The organism is Gibbsiella quercinecans (genome assembly GCF_002291425.1).
GTDB classification, from domain to species: Bacteria; Pseudomonadota; Gammaproteobacteria; order Enterobacterales; family Enterobacteriaceae; genus Gibbsiella; species Gibbsiella quercinecans.
Window position 1 is genome coordinate 1,724,846 of the sequence record NZ_CP014136.1, and the last position, 16,129, is coordinate 1,740,974.

A 16,129-nucleotide genomic window follows, 5' to 3' on the forward strand; every position below is an offset into this window, starting at 1 on the left:
TATTTAAAAAAACCATAAAAACCACGCCAATAATTAAGGTGTAAATCACATAGAGTAAAAGAAACCATAAAAACCATAGGCGCCATTAAAACTCTAATTTTATTATGTCGCACCTCACATTACGTGTGCCTTTGGCCATTTACCCTGTCGGAACAAAATAACCGAGGGGCTTAATCATGAGCACAACTGACGATTCATTTCCTGTTACCTCTGAACCGTTATCGATTCAGAAGACATCACTGAAAGATAAGTGGTGGCATATTATGGACACCTGGAAGGTCGGCATTATTCCATTGCCGTTATTCCTGTTGGCGGGCGCATTAATTGCGATCGACTGTCTTGGCGGCAAATTACCGAGCGACATCGTGGTGATGGTGGCGACGCTGGCGTTCTTCGGCTTTGCCTGCGGCGAATTCGGTAAACGCCTGCCGATCGTCGGCAAGCTGGGGGCGGCGGCGATTTGCGCCACCTTTATCCCCTCGGCCATGGTTTACTACGGTCTGCTGCCGGACGTGGTCGTGGAATCCACCACCAAGTTCTACAAATCCACCAATATTCTCTATCTCTATATCTGCTGCATCATCGTCGGCAGCATCATGAGCATGAATCGCACCACGCTGATCCAGGGCTTCCTGCGTATCTTCTTCCCGATGCTGTGCGGTGAAGTGGTCGGCATGCTGGTAGGGATGGGCGTCGGCCTGGCGCTCGGCATGGAACCGTTCCAAATCTTCTTCTTTATCATTCTGCCAATCATGGCCGGCGGTGTCGGTGAAGGTGCCATTCCGTTGTCCATCGGTTACGCGGCGCTGCTGCATATGGACCAGGGTGTTGCGCTCGGCCGTGTTCTGCCGATGGTGATGCTCGGCGGCCTGACCGCCATCATTATCTCCGGCTGCCTGAACCAACTGGGTAAACGCTTCCCGCACCTGACCGGTGAAGGGCAACTGATGCCCAACCGCAGCAACGGCGACGAACCCGCCCCGGCCGCGCCGGCGTTCTCCGGCAAAACCGACGTGACGACCATCGCGGCGGGCGCGCTGCTGGCGGTGCTGCTGTACATGATCGGGATGCTCGGCCACAAACTGATTGGCCTGCCTGCGCCGGTCGGCATGCTGTTTATCGCCGTGCTGATCAAGCTGGCCCACGGCGTTTCTCCACGCCTGCTGGAAGGCTCGCAGGTGGTGTACAAATTCTTCCAGACCTCGGTCACCTATCCCATTCTCTTCGCCGTTGGCGTGGCGATTACGCCGTGGGAAGAACTGGTTAACGCCTTCACCATCAACAACCTGCTGGTGATCGTCAGTACCGTTTTCGCACTGGTGGCAACCGGCTTCTTCGTGGGCAAAAAGATCGGCATGCACCCTATCGATGTGGCCATCGTTTCCTGCTGCCAGAGCGGCCAGGGCGGTACCGGGGATGTTGCCATCCTGACTGCGGGCAACCGCATGGGCCTGATGCCGTTCGCGCAGATTGCGACCCGTATCGGCGGCGCGATCAACGTATCGGTATCGCTGCTGATCCTTGGCAATTTCCTCGTCTGATTAAGCATTACAGGAACTGATATGAAACTCGCAAGCTTTATCCACCAGGGGATCCGTAGTTACGGCATCGTCAAGGCCGACGGGGTTATCAATCTCGGCCAGCGCCTGGGTAACCGCTACGGTGATTTGAAATCGCTGCTCGCCGCCGACGCGCTGCATGAGGCGCAGCAGTTGGATGGCGAAACGCCGGATATCCGCTTTGACGATCTCGAATTTCTGCCGGTGATCGACAACCCGGGGAAAATTCTCTGCGTCGGCATGAACTACGCCGAAAAACGCAAAGAGTTTGATCAGCACAACCCGGCGCCAACGCTGTTCGTGCGCTTTGCCGATTCGCAGACTGGGCATAACGCACCGGTGCTGAAACCGCGCCACTCCAGCGAATTCGACTACGAAGGCGAGCTGGCGGTGATCATCGGTAAAGGCGGGGAAGATATCCCCCGCCAGGCGGCATTAAGCCATGTGGCGGGTTACAGCTGCTATATGGACGGCTCAGCGCGCGACTGGCAGCACACCTGGTTCACCGCCGGCAAAAACTGGCGGCAGACCGGGGCGTTCGGGCCGTGGATGACCACCGCCGACGAGATCCCGGATCCGCATCAACTGGCGATCCGTACCTGGCTGAACGGCCGCATGGTGCAGGACGACAACACCGCCAGCATGATCCATAGCGTGGCCGAGCTTATCGAGTACATCAGTACGTTCACCAGCCTGACGCCCGGTGACGTGATCATCACCGGCTCGCCGGGCGGCGTAGGCAAAAAACGCACCCCGCCGCTGTTTATGAAAGCGGGCGATCGCATTGAAGTGGAAATCGAGCATATCGGCCACCTCAGCAATGTGATTATCGATGCGCCAGCCCACGCGCTGACGGCGGCACACTAAGGACGAAGGCAATAGCATGCAAGCACGCCCTCCCATCGACTTCCGCATCGCGGAAGTCAACGGCAATCGCCAACGGCTGGCCGCTATCCGCACCTTGCTCGCAGACAGCGGATTGGGCATGGACAGTGACATCAGTACCTTCGTTGAGGCCTGGGCGGGAAACCGGCTGGTGGGTTGTGCCGGCCTGGCCGCCAACGTCATCAAGTGTGTGGCCGTCGACGAACAGTTGCGTGGTGAGAACCTCAGCGCGCGGCTGCTGGCGGAAGTTGAGCACCTGGCGCTGGCGCGCGGGCATTTTCATCTGTTTCTCTGCACCCGCCCCTGCAATCGGGAGCGCTTTCAGCGCAGTGGCTTCTGGCCGCTCGCCCAGAGCGGTAATAACGCGATTCTGATGGAAAACACCCCGTCAGGTATCCAGCGCTACTGCCGTTGTTTGCAGGCAAAGCGCGTGCCGGGCAAGCGCATTGGCGCGATAGTGATGAACGCCAACCCCTTTACGCTTGGGCACCGCCATCTGGTGGAGCAGGCCGCGCAAACTTGCGACTGGCTGCACCTGTTTGTGGTGCAGGAAGACGCCTCGTTCTTTCCTTTCGCCGCACGGTTGAAGATGGTGAAAGCCGGCGTGGCGCATTTGGCGAATGTCACCGTGCATGAAGGCTCGCAGTACATCATTTCCCGCGCCACCTTCCCGGCCTACTTCCTGAAAGAGACCGGCAAAGTGCAGCAGGCGTGGAGTGAGATCGATCTGCTGATCTTCCGCAACCACATTGCGCCGGCGCTGGGCATTACCCACCGGTTTATCGGCAACGAGCCGTTTTGCGCTATCACCCGCCAGTACAACCAGACCATGCATCAGTTGCTGGCAGGCGCAGTAGCGGTGGTGGAAATCCCACGGCTCCAGGCCACCGGCCATGCCATCTCTGCATCGGAAGTGCGCCGTTTACTTAAAACACATCAGTTTTCCCGTATTCGGGAAATCGTACCGGATACCACTTTCGCGTATCTCGAATCCCATTACAGCGCGGAAGTTGCTTAAAAAATCAGGAATCTAAATATGAAAATCGTGAAGGAGGCGCTGGCAGGAACCCTGGAATCCAGCGACCTAATGGTAAAAATCGCTCCCGCCGACGGCGAGCTGGAGGTGGTTGTGCACAGCGAAGTGATCAAGCAGTTCGGCGATCAGATCCGCCAGGTGGTGGACGCCACGCTGGATGCGATGGATGTCCGCCAGGGGTTAATCATCATTGAAGATAAAGGCGCGCTCGACTGCGTGATCCGTGCCCGTCTGCAAAGCGCCATCCTGCGCGCTACCGAAGGGCAGGAAATCGACTGGGGGAAACTGCTGTGAAAAAACTTCGTCGTAGCATGCTGTTCCTGCCCGGCGCTAACGCCGCCATGCTCTCCACTGCCTTTATCTATCGCCCGGACTCGATCATGTTCGATCTGGAAGATGCGGTCGCCCTGCGTGAAAAAGATACGGCGCGCCTGTTGGTGTTCCATGCGCTGCAACACCCCATGTACCGGGATATTGAAACCGTGGTGCGCATCAACCCGTTGAACACGCCGTTTGGCTTGCAGGATCTGGAAGCGGTGGTGCGCGCCGGTGTGGATGTGGTGCGTTTGCCGAAAACCGATACCCCGGAAGATATCGACGAACTGGAAAACCACCTGGCGCGCATCGAACTGGCCTGCGGCCGTGAAGTGGGCTCTACCCGTGTGATGGCGGCGATCGAATCGGCTATCGGCGTGATTAACGCGGTGGCGATTGCCCGCAGTTCTCAGCGTTTGATTGGTATCGCACTGGCCGCGTTTGACTACGTGATGGATATGCAAACCGAACGCGGCGACGGCACCGAGCTGTTTTACGCCCGTTGCGCCGTGCTGCACGCCGCCCGCGCCGCCGGGATCGATGCTTTCGACGTGGTGTGGTCAGACGTAAATGACGAGGCCGGTTTCCTGCGGGAAGTCGCGCTGGTGCGCAAGATGGGCTTCAACGGTAAATCGCTGATTAACCCGCGCCAGATCGATCTGCTGCATAACGCTTATGCGCCAACTCAGCAGGAGGTTGACCACGCCAAACGGGTTATCGCAGCGGCGGAAGAAGGTGAACGCAACGGCCTGGGTGTTGTTTCGCTAAACGGCAAAATGATCGATGCCCCCATTATTAATCACGCGCAGATGGTGCTGGAACGTGCGGCTGCGTCCGGCGTGCGTCATTAAGGACAGAACAATGAATCATACTGAGCTTCTTCACGTTAATTTCCCACATCTGTGTGAGTTAACGCCCTTTGAGGGCGCCCATGCCACCACACCGTGGCTGGCTGACATTAACAGCAAACATACGCGCAAACTTTGTGCCTCGCTGGAAGACGCGATTGCCCGCAGCGGCCTGAAAGATGGCATGACCATTTCATTTCACCACGCATTCCGTGAAGGCGACCGGGTAATCAACAACGTGGTGGCAACGCTGGCGCGCCTGGGCTTTAAAAACCTGACGCTGGCCTCCAGTTCACTGATGTCCTGCAACGATGCGCTGATCGCACATATCCAGAGCGGCGTGATCAGCCGGATCTACACCTCCGGGATGCGCGGCAAGCTGGCCGATGCGATCTCTCACGGCCTGATGGCTGAACCGGTACAGATCCACTCCCACGGCGGGCGCGTAAAACTGCTGCAGGACGGCGAGCTAAAGATTGATGTCGCCTTCCTGGGCGTGCCGTGCAGCGATGAGTTTGGCAACGCCAACGGCACGCAGGGTAAATCCTGCTGCGGTTCACTGGGCTATGCGATGGTGGACGCGCAGTTCGCCAAAAAAGTGGTGCTGCTGACCGAAGAACTGGTGCCGTTCCCCAATATGCCTGCCAGTCTCGGCCAGGATCAGGTGGATCTGATCGCGCAGGTAGAGAGCGTTGGCGATCCGGCGAAAATCAGCGTCGGCGCGGCGCGCGTCACCAGCAATCCGCGTGAACTGATGATCGCGCGCTATGCGGCTGATGTGATCGAACACTCCGGTTATTTCAAAGACGGCTTTTCCATGCAGACAGGCTCCGGCGCAGCGGCCACTGCGGCAACCCGCTTTATGGAAGAGAAAATGGAACGCCACGGTGTGAAAGCGCGCTTTGCACTCGGCGGCATTACCGGCAGCCTGGTGGATCTGCATGAAAAAGGGCTGATCGAAAAGCTGCTGGATACCCAGTGCTTCGACGGTGAAGCGGCCGCTTCTTTGCGCCGTAACCCGAACCACGTTGAGATCTCCACGAACGTCTACGCCAACCCCGGCGGCAAGGCGGCCAGTTGCGATCAACTGGATGTGGTGATCCTCAGCGCGCTGGAAATCGATATCGACTTTAACGTAAACGTGATCACCGGCTCTGATGGCGTGATGCGTGGCGCATCCGGCGGTCACTGCGATGTGGCGGCGGCGGCTAACCTGACGATTGTGGTTGCGCCGCTGCTGCGTAGCCGTATCCCGACGGTGGTCAAACGCGTCACCACGCGGTTGACGCCGGGGGAAAGCATCGACGTGCTGGTGACTGACCACGGGATTGCCGTTAACCCGGCGCGCCCGGATATCCGCGAGCGCCTGCTGGCGGCCGGCCTGAACGTCGTCGATATCGAAGCCCTGTACCAACGCGCCATCTCCCTGACCGGTGAGCCGAAACCTATCGCCTTCACCGACCGTATTGTCGGGGTGATCCGTTATCGTGACGGCAGCGTGATTGACGTTGTCCGCCAGGTGAAAGAGGAAAATCAATGACCACTCTGACGTCCGTTAAAGCGGGCGTCAGCCTTGAAGCGCTGCTGGCGGCGAAAGATAACCGTGCAGCGCGTCAGGCTGACTGGCTCGCACGCTATCAACAACCGATTATCTCACTGACGCTGGTGACCCCAGGCGCAGTCAAAGACAGTATTCGCTACCGCAACACCATGGGCGTGGCGCTGCAAGCCTGCGATCAACTGCTGTGGCAAAACCGCTGGCCGGTGTTGGATCGCCAGGTGCTATGGCTGCCGACCGGCGCGGAAGCGCTATGGTGCGTTGAGCACCCGGCGGTAGAGATTAAAGCGCAGTGCGTTGAGATGGAACAGACGCATTCGCTTGGCCGGCTGTGGGACATTGACGTGTTTTGCCCGAAAAATGGGCAAATCGGGCGGCATTCGCTGGATTTGAATACCCGCCGCTGCCTGGTGTGTAATGAGCCGGCACACGGCTGCGCGCGTTCACGCCGCCACCCGGTGGACGAGGTGGTCGCACAGGTCGAGAAACTGATTGATGGCTGGTTCGCTCGCGACTAAACCCGCCGCGGCAAATGTGCCGGAGCTTGCCGCCCGGGCCGGCTTCCCCTTCCCGATGCCCTTCTGTTCAGGTGGTAAACTTACTTAACAGTCCATGCCTTGCTGTATTCTTCATTGAGGAAGAGTTCAGCAAGGCCGCTGATTTGTTTCAGACGCAGCACTTCATCCTGAGTCATCCCCAGCTCGGTACCTATCTGCGCATCTTTCCAGCCAAGGCGACACAGATCCCTGACAATATCGGACATGGCGGTTATCTGGTGTTTTCCCCTGGCCCGGTTGTGCCGGATGGTGGCCGCTATTCGCTCTTTCTGCCCGTGCCGGGAGACGTTGATGCAAGTGACCGGCAGGTAACCCTGGAGCCGTTCATGCAGTTGCTCGCACGATGCCCCAATCAGGTGACGATGAAAGCCGTCCACGACAAGGTTTTTTTCTTCCTGCCTGGCCACCACTATCGGCTGGGTAAAACCGTCCATCTCAATGGAATGCTCCAGCAATTTTTTTTCCACCGAGGCCATCACATTGGGGTTATAGTCGTTAGCCTCCACAGTCTCCTCCCGCACCCACAACACGCAGTCGACAGGCTCCTGGCTGAATGGGCTGTGCTGATGAATAAGGCTTTTCAGCTCATTGATGACACGGATCTTCTGGTGCACATCTTCTTGTGCTTCAATATATTCAATGATGATATGCGCGATTTTCGGTGACATTACAGTACCCCCCATTCGGTTCTTTTCTGACTGATGTTCCGGCAGTAGCGTTCATAGTGTTCGGATCGGGTTGGGCTGAACGACAGCGTTTTACACCAGAAATCATTTTTTATGATGGTCTTGCAGATCCGCCGCCAGGAGGGAATATCCCGGTAACCCAGATCATTTTCCTGTTCATCGGGTATATCGTCGGGAAAACCGCGTGTCTGGTACCAGCGCAGGTAGATGGCGATTTTATTGCGGTAATGTTCGGCGGTTTTTTGCGGCATGCTGTCCAGCAGGAACAGGGCGTAACTGCGCCAGGTATGGTGTGCAGGTTTGCGTATTTTTTTCCGCAGGGCGTAATAATCGCCGGATTCATTGGCATATATGCCGCCACTGTGGGCGCCGCTTACGCGGCGGCAGAGTTTTTCCCATGTATCCGGCTCGATAATATGATAGAGCCATAATCCGCGGCGCTGCTCCGGGCCAAAGGGTTCGCAAACTCGCATATTTCTCAATGGCACGCCGGCGCGTTGCATCAGATCATACAGTGGATTGTAGGGAAGCTTTGTCTGTGCGAAGAATATCCAGATATCACGGGTTTTCCAGTCATATAACGGATAGCAAGTGTAGCTGTAGCCTTCCGGGGAGGCGGTGGTCCAGGGCGTGTCATCGCTGAAGCGCAGTTTTGTTTGTGAGGTTAGCGCCATATAACGCTGCAGGGATTCATCGGTCCGGATCCCAATCATTGAGGCAAGGCTTTCCCCCCCGGCCAGCCATTCTGCAAACGCAGGCACAAAATTTTCAAAGGTCATGGCATGCCGGTAAAACGGGAAAAATTCCGGGCAGGTTATGGCGCCTTCCGGGGGCTGACGGATCCATTCAGTTCCCGGCTCCCAGGCGACCCATTCCGGCTGATACTGGGACACACCGTTCACGGTCGTTAGGGGTAATGCCACCCAGTAAAACTGGCCGACGACATCCTGGTAGCGTTCCTTCATGGCCTGGATGTGGTTGATGGTTAGTGAATACTGGGCTTCCCAGTCAATGAACAGCACGTCAAACGTCTTGCCCTTACTCCGTGCCACTGCGGCGGTAAGATGAAACAGCACGGTGGAATCCTTTCCCCCGGAGAAGGACAAACACACCTTATTAAAGGTGTCAAAAACCCATTCGAGCCGCAGCAGTGCTGCATCAAGTACATTAATATCCAGTTCGCGTTTCATGGCGCTGTTGCTTTCTCCATCATGCATTAATGTAACCCTGTTGCGTCGGTGGATGTAGACTCGTGTCATGCTTTCATTACGTGTCGGTACTTGATCAGAATGATAAACTGGCCACCCGGCACTTCCGCATGAAAGTGTTTTTCAAGTAATCTGGAGGATGATATATCACTATTAGCTTAGACATCAGGAATTATATATCTCCTGAATATTTCCGGCATCCAATATTGAAGGCCGATCTATTCCATTAGAGTTAGGTCATCATGTAAGCATTTCCACTAATTAATTTTAATTTCTTATTTTTTGATCGAAAAACAACACAAAACATTCATTTTAAATGAAAGATTCCAGAGTATTATCTTAAAAAAAACAATAAGCAAGTGTTCAATTCAAGACGCATTAAGCATTCCATCCTATAAAATCATCGGTACTCATGATTTATTAACGCCCATTCTCATAACTACCAGTAGCAAACACTACTGGCATCGTTATATAAAATTTATTTTCACAAAATGATTGTCTATTGATGTAGATCAGTGTAACTGGATGCGGTTAAATATCGAGTTTGATTTTCATAGGTACTTAAAGTTTAACACAATCAAAATACTGGAAAAATCATCAGGTGTTAAGTTTATATAAATCAACATTATTACTTATGATATTTTACACTAATTTTTGCGCAACAGTGTATTTTACTTACCCATATCAATATAACATCCTGTATATGCTGAAAAATTGTATTGATAGATTAAATAATCGTGTTTGCCGTTATTTTTTGGAATATTGGAAATAAATAAAACCACACTGATTGGATGCTGCTCTTCTGTTAATTTTTCGCGATAACCCCCACTGTTTATCAACTGTATCCCTCGCCCATCGCAGAGGATAAACCGCCAGGATTAACGATATTTAAATACAGGCATTTAGTACCGCACCGTTATTTTTACCCATAAACACCGCCAGATGAAATAATTCCATTACATCAATAGACGCGATGTTAAATAGTATCATTTATTTTAGCCATAAAAATGTTTGGCAAATGTTAACCATACAGGTAAATATACTAAAAACCTGAATTAAAAACTGATAAAAAACAATAAATAAGATATTAATTTTCTTATTTTACAGCTAGTTACTTGTTTATTGCGCTTTTTTACCTCTTTTGAGTTATCGCATGCGCTATTAAGCGATCGGCAATTGTTATAAGATCGCTTCGTTTATCTAACAAACTTTTGTCATAAACATTAGCCCGTGTCGAAATTATGTTTTATTTCCTCTCGTTAGTCATTGTTGACTCTCGTGGTGAGATTTATTCCCCCATCAATTACTAACAGGCTTTTTTATTTATGGGTTAACAAGGGAATTAGATATGCTTAACACTATTAATACTAAGTATTTGGCCACTTATGTATCCGTCACTGAAAGCATCAAGCGCTTTAAACTCAGTGAAAAAGGCGTAACTGCCGTTGAATACGGCATTGTTATCGCTGGGGTAGCGGCTGTCGTCGCCACTGTTTTTGGTTCTGGCGGGACCGTGGCTACATTGTTAACAAACATTTTTGCGAAAGTCACAACTTCGGTCACAAATTCCATGGCAACGGGAACGCCTTAATCGGAAAGCGCCGTAGAGCTTTAGTAGAGCTTTAATTGTTTTGATACAGACATTGCCGGATGCAATGTCTGTTCACTGTTCGGTGGATACTGAAAATAATAAAGTGAAAAAACAATGAATATGAAAAGGAGTGGCCTGATCGTTTATACGGTAATGATCGTTGTTGGCATCCTGGGCCTGTTTTTCTATTTTAACCAGTCCCACACGGTGGTGCCTCAGCAGGTCAGTCAGCCAGAAATAAAGCCGCAACAAACCATCAGCGTGGCGGTAGCTGTGCGTGATTTAGAGGCTACCACGGTTTTACGTGCGGAAGACTTTCAGATTAAAACCGTGGCGGTTGACGTGGGCAGTACCGATTCCCAGTTTAATCTCGTGGGCAAGACGCTGGACAGGTGGGCGCTAAAAAGTGCGGTTCCGGCTGGTTCATGGATCATGCCAACTTTACTGGTTGAACCGGGCAGCAATGATTACCTTTCCCTGTTTCTAAAACCAGGGAATATTCTCTATACCTTTGAGCTAAAAAAACCGGACAACTATTTATTAGACAACATCAAAGCCGGGCAAGGGGTAGATATTTATCTGTCTTATCGCCGGGTCTATCCCAAACAGGAAGAGACACTTGAAATTAGCGCGGAACAATCCAGGGAAAAAAATCTGCAGCATAACCGGCTAAAACCGCTGATGGGCAATAAACGCGTGCTGGCGATTCGCCCGGCCAAAACCGTGAACAATAACGGTGTCAAGGTGGTTGAAAAAGGCAGCCAACTGGTGGTGGAGCTACAGGACCGTGAGGTCAAAATGCTAAAGGGCCTCGGTGGAGACCTGGCCAATGTTTTACTGTTCCCGACCACCGCTTCTCAGGACGGTCAATCGGATATTGCGCTGCCGGTGATGGAAGCGGCATGGCCGGTCAGCAACGACATGATTTTTAATGCACCTGCTGCCCCTGAAACGCTCGTAACGAAAATCAATGAGCTGCGGGGTTAGCAACCGCCAGAGCTAATTGGTCAATGCAACGGATAAAAACAATAGAATCTGGATATAAGGGTATTTTAAAACATGACTCAATGTTCGTTCTGTATTAACAAGCTGTTTATGTTGCCGTTGCTTCTGTTGTTTTGCGCATTTTCTCTGCAAGCAAAGGCAGAACAGGCGAATCTTAAACCCGGGCAATCGAAAACACTGCGCTTTAGCGAAGCGGTGAGTACGGTGTTTGTTTCTGATCCGGCCGTGGCCGACTACAAAATCGTTAATAATAAAAATATTGTGCTGTATGCCCGCAAGATGGGGAGCACCGAGCTTATCGTCTATGGCAACAAAGCGAAAATATTGATGAATCTCAGCGTGGATGTTGATCCCTTTCTGGGCGATATCCGCCAGCGGGTGGCACGTGAATACCCCGGCAGCGCGGTCGACATTAAACGCTTCCAGCATGCCGAAAAAGCGACATGGGTTCTGAGCGGCACGGTTGCCGATGAAGAAACCCGTGATGGGGTTTACCAGCTTGTCGGCACCCTTGTCGGTTCTGGAGAGAGCAGTGGAAAAAGCGCAAGCAGTAACGAAGATGCCCGTTTCACGGCGGCGAAAACCTATGACAACGTGATTAACCGCTTGCAGCTCCCGTCATCGAACCAGGTTAACGTCAAGCTTACCGTGGTGGAGGTCAGCAAAGAGTTTACCGACACCCTGGGCATTGAATGGAGCAGTCTGACACTGGATAGCATTATTAATAATGATAGCTCCGCTAACAGCCCCGGCGTGTTCAATCTGCTGGGGTTCCGGCGCGGTTTTGACGCCGCAAATATCAGTACCCTGATTAACGCGGTAAAAAATGACTCGATTGCGCGAGTGCTTGCCCAGCCTAATTTGACCGTGCTTTCCGGGGAGTCGGCCAGTTTCCTGGTGGGCGGGGAAATTCCCATTATGGTGAAAGAGGATGACTCAGTCACTGTGCAGTATAAAGAATACGGCATTCGGCTGAATATCACCGCCAAAGTGCAAAAACGCCAAAAAATACGGCTGTTTGTTTCAAATGAATTAAGTAGCGTAACGGGCACCTACGCCTATAACGATTATCAGATCCCAACCATGCGCACGCGCCGTTCCAGCTCCACCATCGAGCTGGCGGATGGCGATAGCTTTGTCATCGCAGGCTTATTGAGCGAGGCAGACAAAGAGTCGCTCACCAAAGTGCCGTTTATTGGCGACATTCCGGTGCTGGGGGCGCTGGCCCGCAGTTCCAATACGGAAAGAAGTAAAAGCGAGCTGGTCGTTTTTGCCACGGTGAATTTGGTTAAGCCGCTGCCCGCAGCCTCGGCCAGAAATATTTCACTGCCGTCCTTCCGGCGCAGCTCGATAGAAAAACTGTTCTTTAACGTTGGTGTCGATCAGAAAATGCGCGAAGACCGTTTAAATAACGACGCCGGGCGCTTCCTGGAGCAGGGCGGTTTTGCCCGATAACGGCAGCGCGGAATCACGATATTTTGGGAGTGAGAGATGAAATTGTTTTCGGATGCCAAAAAGAAAAGCGAGCCAGAAGCCGTAAATAAATCAAAAAAGAGCGCCGCGCAGTCGATTGTCGTGATATCGCCAGACAAAGAGATATTGTCCGACGTGACCAGTTTATTGTTAATTAATAATTTTAAAAACGTCATTGGCCACCCACTCGATTTTTTTGCGTTACAGGATGACAGTATTTTGCGCGATGCCGCTACGGTTATTATCGATATCGCGAATTGCAATGACGTGACGCTGATTTGCGAGACGGCCACGCTGCTTATTCCCGCCAGCGCGCGCCACATCTTTTTAGGCAACAATGATTCCATTGCGTTTGCGCAGGCGCTGAGCAGCACAGGTTTTTGCTATCTGCATATTCAGTCTCAGCTGGCGCAGCTTGCCGGCCAGTTACAGCAGTCGGATAGCGCGCTGGCGGCGCGCAGTACGATGAAAATCAGCCTGTTGGGTTGTAAAGGCGGCGCAGGCACATCGTCCGTCGCCTGGCAGCTTTTTCAGGCCATCGGTATGCAGACGTCTATTCCGTCGCTGCTTGTGCAGGGTGCCAGCGGCAGCCGGGATCTGGATTTAATTACCTCCCATGCTCTTCCCAGGGATGGGGCAATTATACAAATCAATGAACATCAGTCCGCCTGCATCGAATCACTGGACGGTGCCTGGAACTATGATGACAACCACTTTAACCGTTTTAACCTCGTGATGTTTGAACACGGCGTGTATACCCAACCCAATGAACACCTTGAGACGATCTTCACGAGTTCAAATACGCTGATTCTGGTGATTAACCGTGATCTGAGTGCGCTGCGGGTGGCGAAGCGTTTACTGGATGAAAAACAGCGTATGGCTTTATCCCGCAACGGCAAAGAACTGCGCGTATTTATCTGCCTGAATGAAAGCCGCCCCGCGCAAAGCGATGAGCTGCACAATGAAGATATTGAGGAATATTTAGCGTGCCCGCTGTCGGTAGTGAATCCCTGGAGCATAAAGAAAAATAAAGCGCTGAACGGTACTCCCCTCTGGCATTTCGCGGCACAAACCCTGCTCGGCAAACCGGCAGACGCTGTGAAGAAGCGGTCTCTATCATCGTTATTCAAATTACATTCCGGCCGTAAGTCATAACGACCTGTGCCCTCCCCGCCCGACGGCGCAGGGACATAAATTTCAAGGATAACGAAAGCGATGGATACGGAGAGTTTTGAATCACTTCTCTATTTTCGGGAGCAGGTGCTTAAGAGTGTCGATTTAGAGCGGGTGGATGCACTGCGGCACGATCGTGATGCACTGTTCCGGGAAATTAACGATGTGATTACACGCCTGGTTAACAGCAGCGGGCGGTATCTGTCTTCCCGCACCAGCCACGATCTTTGTGAACTGGTTACCGATGAGATAACCGGCTATGGCCCGCTGCGGGAATTAATGGAAGACGATACCATCAGCGACATTCTGGTCAACGGGCCGGACCGCATTTTTGTCGAGCGTTTTGGCAAGCTTGAGCAGGTCGATAAACGTTTCCTGAACAATGATCAGTTAACCGATATCGCCAGACGGCTGGTTGCCAGGGTTGGGCGCCGCGTGGATGATTCCCAGCCACTGGTGGACGCCAGAATGCCGGACGGTAGCCGTCTGAATGTGGTGATTTCACCGGTGGCGTTAGATGGCGCATCAATTTCGATCCGTAAGTTTGGCAAGGGGAAGAAATCGCTGGCCGACCTGGTGGAGTACGGCAGCATGAACGAGATGATGGCAAATTTCCTGGTAATAGCCAGCCGGTGCCGGGTCAACATTATTGTGTCCGGGGGGACGGGCTCCGGGAAAACCACGCTGCTTAACGCGATGTCGCAGTATATCAATGAAGATGAACGCGTGCTGACGCTGGAAGATGCGGCGGAACTGCGCCTGCAGCAGCCGCACGTTGTGCGCCTGGAAACGCGTATGGCCGGTTCGGAAAATCAGGGGGTGGTCAGTATGCGACACCTCATGGTGAATGCGTTGCGTATGCGCCCGGACAGGATCATCGTCGGTGAGTGTCGCGGTGAGGAAGCGTTTGAAATGCTTCAGGCGATGAACACCGGGCATGATGGTTCGATGTCCACGCTTCACGCCAACTCGCCGCGCGACGCGCTGGCACGTCTGGAAAGTATGATCATGATGTCCAGTGCCTCACTGCCGCTGGCGGCTATACGCCGTAATATCGCCTCCGCCATCAATATTATTGTCCAGGTGTCACGCCTGCCGGATGGATCGCGCAAAGTCATCAATATCGCCGAAGTGATGGGCATGGAGGGCGACAATATTATTTTGCAAGACATCTTCAGCTTCAGCGCTGAGGCCGATCGCAATGAGCACGGGAATGTTCAGGGAACGTTTACCTGTTTTGGGCTGTTACAGCGTTCGGCCGTTTACCGGCAGGCGCTGGTACACGGCCTGCTTGAACCTTTAAAACACTTGTTCGGGAACCGGATGCCATGATTATCATTTTTAGCCTTTTGCTGTTGGCCGGCATTATTCAGCTATGGTTGTGGTATCGCCAGCAGAGGCGAATACAGCTTTTACAGCGGGCAGATACGGCCCGGAACAGAGTGGAACTGACCAACAGGCTGAGGCGTAACCCCCTGGGGAACTGGCTGTCACGCGTTATCAGCGATATGCGGCTGCATTTAATCGGCAAACAACGCAGCACCGCGTTGCGCCATGCGATTATCCTGATACTGGTTCAGGCCGGCTGTTTGTACGTCAACCAAAACTATCTGAACCTGAACGCGGCCATTGTACAGTCTCTGTGCTTTGTGCTGACCCTTTACGGGCTTTATCTGAACAGCAAGAAAAAAATGCGCCTTGCATTTGATGCTGAGTTTTCGGAAGCGCTGAATATTATTAATAGCTCAATACGCGCCGGCAATTCCGTTATCCAGGGGATTGAACAGTGCGGGGAAAAAATGTCGGGCGTGCTTGGCGATGAATTCAAACAAATAGCGCAGCGCCTGGAAATCGGGGAAGATGCGGACAGCGTCTTTATGGCCTCCTGGAAACGTCTGCCCTTTAACGAATACTACTTTTTCATTATTACCGTACAGCTGAATATGAAGGGCGGCGGGCAGGTAAAAGAGGTGATGTCGCGTCTTGGGCAGCTGATCTCTAATGCGCGAATACTGGAAAAGAAAAAATATGCCATGACAGCGGAAGTCCGAATGTCCATTAAGATACTGACGGGGATTCCTATTTTTTTCTTCTTCTTCATGAAATATCAGTCGCCAGCTAACTTTGACATCCTGTTGCATCACCCTTCTGGCCAGATGATGCTCTATTACGCCATTTGCAGCATTCTGCTGGGATTGCTGATTGTCTGGATGATGATGAATAAAATATAGGTGA

General features: G+C 52.6%; 15 protein-coding genes. 13 read left to right on the forward strand and 2 right to left on the reverse strand.

The genetic code is table 11. From position 1 onward, the window contains the following. The first annotated feature begins 176 nt into the window (after window positions 1-176). Genes ACN28Q_RS08010 through citX form a run of 7 tightly spaced genes read left to right on the forward strand, consistent with a single transcriptional unit; the run spans window position 177 to window position 6,719 of the window. Window positions 177-1,541 (forward strand): 2-hydroxycarboxylate transporter family protein, encoded by a 1,365-nt coding sequence (locus tag ACN28Q_RS08010; protein WP_095845864.1) that lies wholly within the window; start codon window positions 177-179, stop codon window positions 1,539-1,541. Window positions 1,542-1,562: 21 nt separating this feature from the next. Continuing rightward, on the forward strand, window positions 1,563-2,426 hold the full coding sequence (locus ACN28Q_RS08015) for a fumarylacetoacetate hydrolase family protein (RefSeq protein ID WP_095845865.1): 864 nt from the start codon (window positions 1,563-1,565) through the stop codon (window positions 2,424-2,426). 16 nt (window positions 2,427-2,442) lie between these two features. Next, window positions 2,443-3,462: a [citrate (pro-3S)-lyase] ligase gene (gene citC, locus ACN28Q_RS08020; RefSeq protein ID WP_095845866.1), complete on the forward strand. Its 1,020-nt coding sequence runs from the start codon at window positions 2,443-2,445 to the stop codon at window positions 3,460-3,462. 18 nt (window positions 3,463-3,480) lie between these two features. Beyond that, the gene (gene citD / locus ACN28Q_RS08025) at window positions 3,481-3,774 is read left to right on the forward strand and encodes a citrate lyase acyl carrier protein (RefSeq protein WP_095845867.1); all 294 of its coding nucleotides are present in this window, start codon (window positions 3,481-3,483) and stop codon (window positions 3,772-3,774) included. Then, the gene (gene citE, locus ACN28Q_RS08030) at window positions 3,771-4,646 is read left to right on the forward strand and encodes a citrate (pro-3S)-lyase subunit beta (RefSeq protein ID WP_095845868.1); all 876 of its coding nucleotides are present in this window, start codon (window positions 3,771-3,773) and stop codon (window positions 4,644-4,646) included. The genes citD and citE overlap by 4 nt, the downstream gene beginning before the upstream one ends. Window positions 4,647-4,656: 10 nt before the next feature. Then, a complete protein-coding gene (gene citF, locus ACN28Q_RS08035; RefSeq protein ID WP_095845869.1) occupies window positions 4,657-6,183 on the forward strand; it encodes a citrate lyase subunit alpha in 1,527 nt (508 codons plus the stop codon). Beyond that, window positions 6,180-6,719, forward strand: a complete 540-nt coding sequence (citX, locus tag ACN28Q_RS08040) for a citrate lyase holo-[acyl-carrier protein] synthase (protein ID WP_095845870.1) — start codon at window positions 6,180-6,182, stop codon at window positions 6,717-6,719. The genes citF and citX overlap by 4 nt, the downstream gene beginning before the upstream one ends. 80 nt (window positions 6,720-6,799) lie before the next feature. Here the strand turns inward: citX and ACN28Q_RS08045 are convergent, their stop codons facing one another. Continuing rightward, the gene (locus ACN28Q_RS08045) at window positions 6,800-7,426 is read right to left on the reverse strand and encodes an IbrB-like domain-containing protein (protein ID WP_095845871.1); all 627 of its coding nucleotides are present in this window, start codon (window positions 7,424-7,426) and stop codon (window positions 6,800-6,802) included. Further along, window positions 7,426-8,634 (reverse strand): phosphoadenosine phosphosulfate reductase, encoded by a 1,209-nt coding sequence (locus ACN28Q_RS08050; RefSeq protein WP_095848960.1) that lies wholly within the window; start codon window positions 8,632-8,634, stop codon window positions 7,426-7,428. Before ACN28Q_RS08050 ends, ACN28Q_RS08045 begins: the two co-directional genes overlap by 1 nt. Before the next feature lie 1,366 nt (window positions 8,635-10,000). Between ACN28Q_RS08050 and ACN28Q_RS08055 the strand changes: the two genes are divergently transcribed. The 6 genes from ACN28Q_RS08055 to ACN28Q_RS08080 all read left to right on the forward strand — a co-directional run bounded on the left by ACN28Q_RS08055 (window position 10,001) and on the right by ACN28Q_RS08080 (window position 16,125). Beyond that, entirely contained in the window at window positions 10,001-10,243 is a 243-nt protein-coding gene (locus tag ACN28Q_RS08055) for a Flp family type IVb pilin (RefSeq protein ID WP_095845872.1), read from the forward strand. A gap of 114 nt (window positions 10,244-10,357) precedes the next feature. Then, complete coding sequence (locus tag ACN28Q_RS08060) at window positions 10,358-11,230, forward strand: CpaB family protein (RefSeq protein WP_131928985.1); 873 nt, start codon at window positions 10,358-10,360, stop codon at window positions 11,228-11,230. A gap of 72 nt (window positions 11,231-11,302) precedes the next feature. Next, a complete protein-coding gene (locus ACN28Q_RS08065; protein WP_095845874.1) occupies window positions 11,303-12,703 on the forward strand; it encodes a type II and III secretion system protein family protein in 1,401 nt (466 codons plus the stop codon). A 36-nt stretch (window positions 12,704-12,739) separates the two neighbouring features. Next, window positions 12,740-13,876: a CpaE/TadZ family protein gene (locus ACN28Q_RS08070; RefSeq protein ID WP_095845875.1), complete on the forward strand. Its 1,137-nt coding sequence runs from the start codon at window positions 12,740-12,742 to the stop codon at window positions 13,874-13,876. A gap of 60 nt (window positions 13,877-13,936) precedes the next feature. Further along, window positions 13,937-15,226, forward strand: coding sequence for a TadA family conjugal transfer-associated ATPase (locus ACN28Q_RS08075; protein WP_095845876.1), 1,290 nt, complete (start codon window positions 13,937-13,939; stop codon window positions 15,224-15,226). A gap of 257 nt (window positions 15,227-15,483) precedes the next feature. Continuing rightward, window positions 15,484-16,125: a type II secretion system F family protein gene (locus ACN28Q_RS08080; RefSeq protein WP_165907074.1), complete on the forward strand. Its 642-nt coding sequence runs from the start codon at window positions 15,484-15,486 to the stop codon at window positions 16,123-16,125. Window positions 16,126-16,129 lie beyond the last annotated feature (4 nt).